Raw genomic sequence first — 4,155 nt, 5'->3', positions numbered from 1 at the left:
CTGATGGATCCAACCCCTCCGCTGCTATAGTGCAGTCGGCTTCTGACGTTCAGTGCAGCCGTCTTCTGAAAACGACAATGGAGGTGGTAGCCGAGGGTGTGGAAACACCCGACTGCCTTGCGTGGTTGCGGCAGGCGGGTTGCGACACGGTGCAGGGTTTCCTGTTCGCCAGGCCGATGCCGGCGGCGGCCTTCGTCGGCTTCGTCAACCAATGGAGGAACACCACCATGAACGCCAATGAACCGAGCACCAGTTGCTGCGTGTGCTGCAAGGAAATCCCGCTCGATGCCGCCTTCACGCCGGAAGGGGCCGAGTACGTGGAGCATTTCTGCGGGCTGGAGTGCTATCAGCGCTTCCAGGCGCGGGCCAGCACTGCGACCGAAACCAGCGTCAAACCGGACGCTTGTGATTCGCCGCCGTCAGGTTGAGGCATACCCTAACCTGATGTCAGATGCCATGTGTAAATTGCGTCAGGATAGGATTGAATTTTGAATTTATTGACATATCTCGTTGAAGGTCATAGAGTCTTCCCTGACATTTTGCAGGGAATTCCATGACTGGACAGCGCATTGGGTATATCAGGGTCAGCACCTTCGACCAGAACCCGGAACGGCAACTGGAAGGCGTCAAGGTTGATCGCGCTTTTAGCGACAAGGCATCCGGCAAGGATGTCAAGCGTCCGCAACTGGAAGCGCTGATAAGCTTCGCCCGCACCGGCGACACCGTGGTGGTGCATAGCATGGATCGCCTGGCGCGCAATCTCGATGATTTGCGCCGGATCGTGCAAACGCTGACACAACGCGGCGTGCATATCGAATTCGTCAAGGAACACCTCAGTTTTACTGGCGAAGACTCTCCGATGGCGAACCTGATGCTCTCGGTGATGGGCGCGTTCGCCGAGTTCGAGCGCGCCCTGATCCGCGAGCGTCAGCGCGAGGGTATTGCGCTCGCCAAGCAACGCGGGGCTTACCGTGGCAGGAAGAAATCCCTGTCGTCTGAGCGTATTGCCGAACTGCGCCAACGTGTCGAGGCTGGCGAGCAAAAGACCAAGCTTGCTCGTGAATTCGGAATCAGTCGCGAAACCCTGTATCAATACTTGAGAACGGATCAGTAAATATGCCACGTCGTTCCATCCTGTCCGCCGCCGAGCGGGAAAGCCTGCTGGCGTTGCCGGACTCCAAGGACGACCTGATCCGACATTACACATTCAACGATACCGACCTCTCGATCATCCGACAGCGGCGCGGGCCAGCCAATCGGCTGGGCTTCGCGGTGCAGCTCTGTTACCTGCGCTTTCCCGGCGTCATCCTGGGCGTCGATGAACTACCGTTCCCGCCCTTGTTGAAGCTGGTCGCCGACCAGCTCAAGGTCGGCGTCGAAAGCTGGAACGAGTACGGCCAGCGGGAGCAGACCCGGCGCGAGCACCTGAGCGAGCTGCAAACCGTGTTCGGTTTCCGGCCCTTCACCATGAGCCATTACCGGCAGGCCGTCCAGATGCTGACCGAGCTGGCGATGCAAACCGACAAAGGCATCGTGCTGGCCAGCGCCTTGATCGGGCACCTGCGGCGGCAGTCGGTCATTCTGCCCGCCCTCAACGCCGTCGAGCGGGCGAGTGCCGAGGCGATCACCCGTGCTAACCGGCGCATCTACGACGCCTTGGCCGAACCACTGGCGGACGCGCATCGCCGCCGCCTCGACGATCTGCTCAAGCGCCGGGACAACGGCAAGACGACCTGGTTGGCTTGGTTGCGCCAGTCTCCGGCCAAGCCAAATTCGCGGCATATGCTGGAACACATCGAACGCCTCAAGGCATGGCAGGCACTCGATCTGCCTACCGGCATCGAGCGGCTGGTTCACCAGAACCGCCTGCTCAAGATTGCCCGCGAGGGCGGCCAGATGACACCCGCCGACCTGGCCAAATTCGAGCCGCAACGGCGCTACGCCACTCTCGTGGCGCTGGCCACCGAGGGCATGGCCACCGTCACCGACGAAATCATCGACCTGCACGACCGCATCCTGGGTAAGCTGTTTAACGCTGCCAAGAATAAGCATCAGCAGCAGTTCCAGGCGTCAGGCAAGGCCATCAACGCCAAGGTACGTCTGTACGGGCGCATCGGTCAGGCGCTGATCGACGCCAAGCAATCAGGCCGCGATGCGTTTGCCGCCATCGAGGCCGTCATGTCCTGGGATTCCTTTGCCGAGAGCGTCACCGAGGCGCAGAAGCTCGCGCAACCCGATGACTTCGATTTCCTGCATCGCATCGGCGAGAGCTACGCCACCCTGCGCCGCTATGCACCGGAATTCCTTGCCGTGCTCAAGCTGCGGGCCGCGCCCGCCGCCAAAAACGTGCTTGATGCCATTGAGGTGCTGCGCGGCATGAACACCGACAACGCCCGCAAGCTGCCAGCCGATGCACCGACCGGCTTCATCAAGCCGCGCTGGCAGAAACTGGTGATGACCGACGCCGGCATCGACCGGCGCTACTACGAACTGTGCGCGCTGTCCGAGTTGAAGAACTCCCTGCGCTCGGGCGACATCTGGGTGCAGGGTTCACGCCAGTTCAAGGACTTCGAGGACTACCTGGTACCGCCCGAGAAGTTCACCAGCCTCAAGCAGTCCAGCGAATTGCCGCTGGCCGTGGCCACCGACTGCGAACAATATCTGCATGAGCGGCTGACGCTGCTGGAAGCACAACTTGCCACCGTCAACCGCATGGCGGCAGCCAACGACCTGCCGGATGCCATCATCACCGAGTCGGGCTTGAAGATCACGCCGCTGGATGCGGCGGTGCCCGACACCGCGCAGGCGCTGATAGACCAGACAGCCATGGTCCTGCCGCACGTCAAGATCACCGAACTGCTGCTCGAAGTCGATGAGTGGACGGGCTTCACCCGGCACTTCACGCACTTGAAATCGGGCGATCTGGCCAAGGACAAGAACCTGTTGTTGACCACGATCCTGGCCGACGCGATCAACCTGGGCCTGACCAAGATGGCCGAGTCCTGCCCCGGCACGACCTACGCGAAGCTCGCTTGGCTGCAAGCCTGGCATACCCGCGACGAAACGTACTCGACAGCGTTGGCTGAACTGGTCAACGCTCAGTTTCGGCATCCCTTTGCCGGGCACTGGGGCGATGGCACCACATCATCATCGGACGGACAGAATTTCCGAACCGCTAGCAAGGCAAAGAGCACGGGGCACATCAACCCAAAATATGGCAGCAGCCCAGGACGGACTTTCTACACCCACATCTCCGACCAATACGCGCCATTCCACACCAAGGTGGTCAATGTCGGCCTGCGCGACTCAACCTACGTGCTCGACGGCCTGCTGTACCACGAATCCGACCTGCGGATCGAGGAGCACTACACCGACACGGCGGGCTTCACCGATCACGTCTTCGCCCTGATGCACCTCTTGGGCTTCCGCTTCGCGCCGCGCATCCGCGACCTGGGCGACACCAAGCTCTACATCCCGAAGGGCGATGCCGCCTATGACGCGCTCAAGCCGATGATCGGCGGCACGCTCAACATCAAGCACGTCCGCGCCCATTGGGACGAAATCCTGCGGCTGGCCACCTCGATCAAGCAGGGCACGGTGACGGCCTCGCTGATGCTCAGGAAACTCGGCAGCTACCCGCGCCAGAACGGCTTGGCCGTCGCGCTGCGCGAGTTGGGCCGCATCGAGCGCACGCTGTTCATCCTCGACTGGCTGCAAAGCGTCGAGCTACGCCGCCGCGTGCATGCCGGGCTGAACAAGGGCGAGGCGCGCAATGCGCTGGCCCGTGCCGTGTTCTTCAACCGCCTTGGTGAAATCCGTGACCGCAGTTTCGAGCAGCAGCGCTACCGGGCCAGCGGCCTCAACCTGGTGACGGCGGCCATCGTGCTGTGGAACACGGTCTACCTGGAGCGTGCGGCGCATGCGTTGCGCGGCAATGGTCATGCCGTCGATGACTCGCTATTGCAGTACCTGTCGCCACTCGGCTGGGAGCACATCAACCTGACCGGTGATTACCTATGGCGCAGCAGCGCCAAGATCGGCGCGGGGAAGTTCAGGCCGCTACGGCCTCTGCAACCGGCTTAGCGTGCTTTATTTAATGAGATGGTCACTCCCTCCTTCCCAGTACTATGCTGAGGACAGGCTTTCATTCGGAGA

Annotated in this window: 3 protein-coding genes; all 3 read left to right on the top strand. The window is 61.5% G+C overall.

Translation table 11 applies throughout. The annotated features are described in order from the left end of the window. Nucleotides 1–428 (top strand): DUF3330 domain-containing protein (locus L2I46_RS28685; protein ID WP_058662800.1); only part of this gene is annotated, 428 nt, incomplete at its 5' end. Between the two features lie 125 nt (nucleotides 429–553). Beyond that, entirely contained in the window at nucleotides 554–1,114 is a 561-nt protein-coding gene (locus L2I46_RS28680) for a recombinase family protein (RefSeq protein WP_000147567.1), read from the top strand. A gap of 2 nt (nucleotides 1,115–1,116) precedes the next feature. Next, nucleotides 1,117–4,083, top strand: coding sequence for a Tn3-like element TnAs3 family transposase (locus tag L2I46_RS28675; RefSeq protein WP_001138064.1), 2,967 nt, complete (start codon nucleotides 1,117–1,119; stop codon nucleotides 4,081–4,083). Nucleotides 4,084–4,155 lie beyond the last annotated feature (72 nt).

Source organism: Klebsiella sp. 2019SCSN059 (genome assembly GCF_021739525.1).
In the GTDB taxonomy this organism is placed as follows: domain Bacteria; phylum Pseudomonadota; class Gammaproteobacteria; order Enterobacterales; family Enterobacteriaceae; genus Klebsiella; species Klebsiella quasipneumoniae.
The sequence above is the reverse complement of the archived record's forward strand: the minus strand, read 5'-3'. Positions and strand labels throughout refer to the sequence as shown.

What these genes read in the sequence shown, in the direction of transcription:
- L2I46_RS28680 (WP_000147567.1), top strand. Translation starts at nt 554, where the DNA reads ATGACTGGACAGCGCATTGGGTATATCAGGGTCAGCACCTTCGACCAG.
- L2I46_RS28675 (WP_001138064.1), top strand. Translation starts at nt 1,117, where the DNA reads ATGCCACGTCGTTCCATCCTGTCCGCCGCCGAGCGGGAAAGCCTGCTG.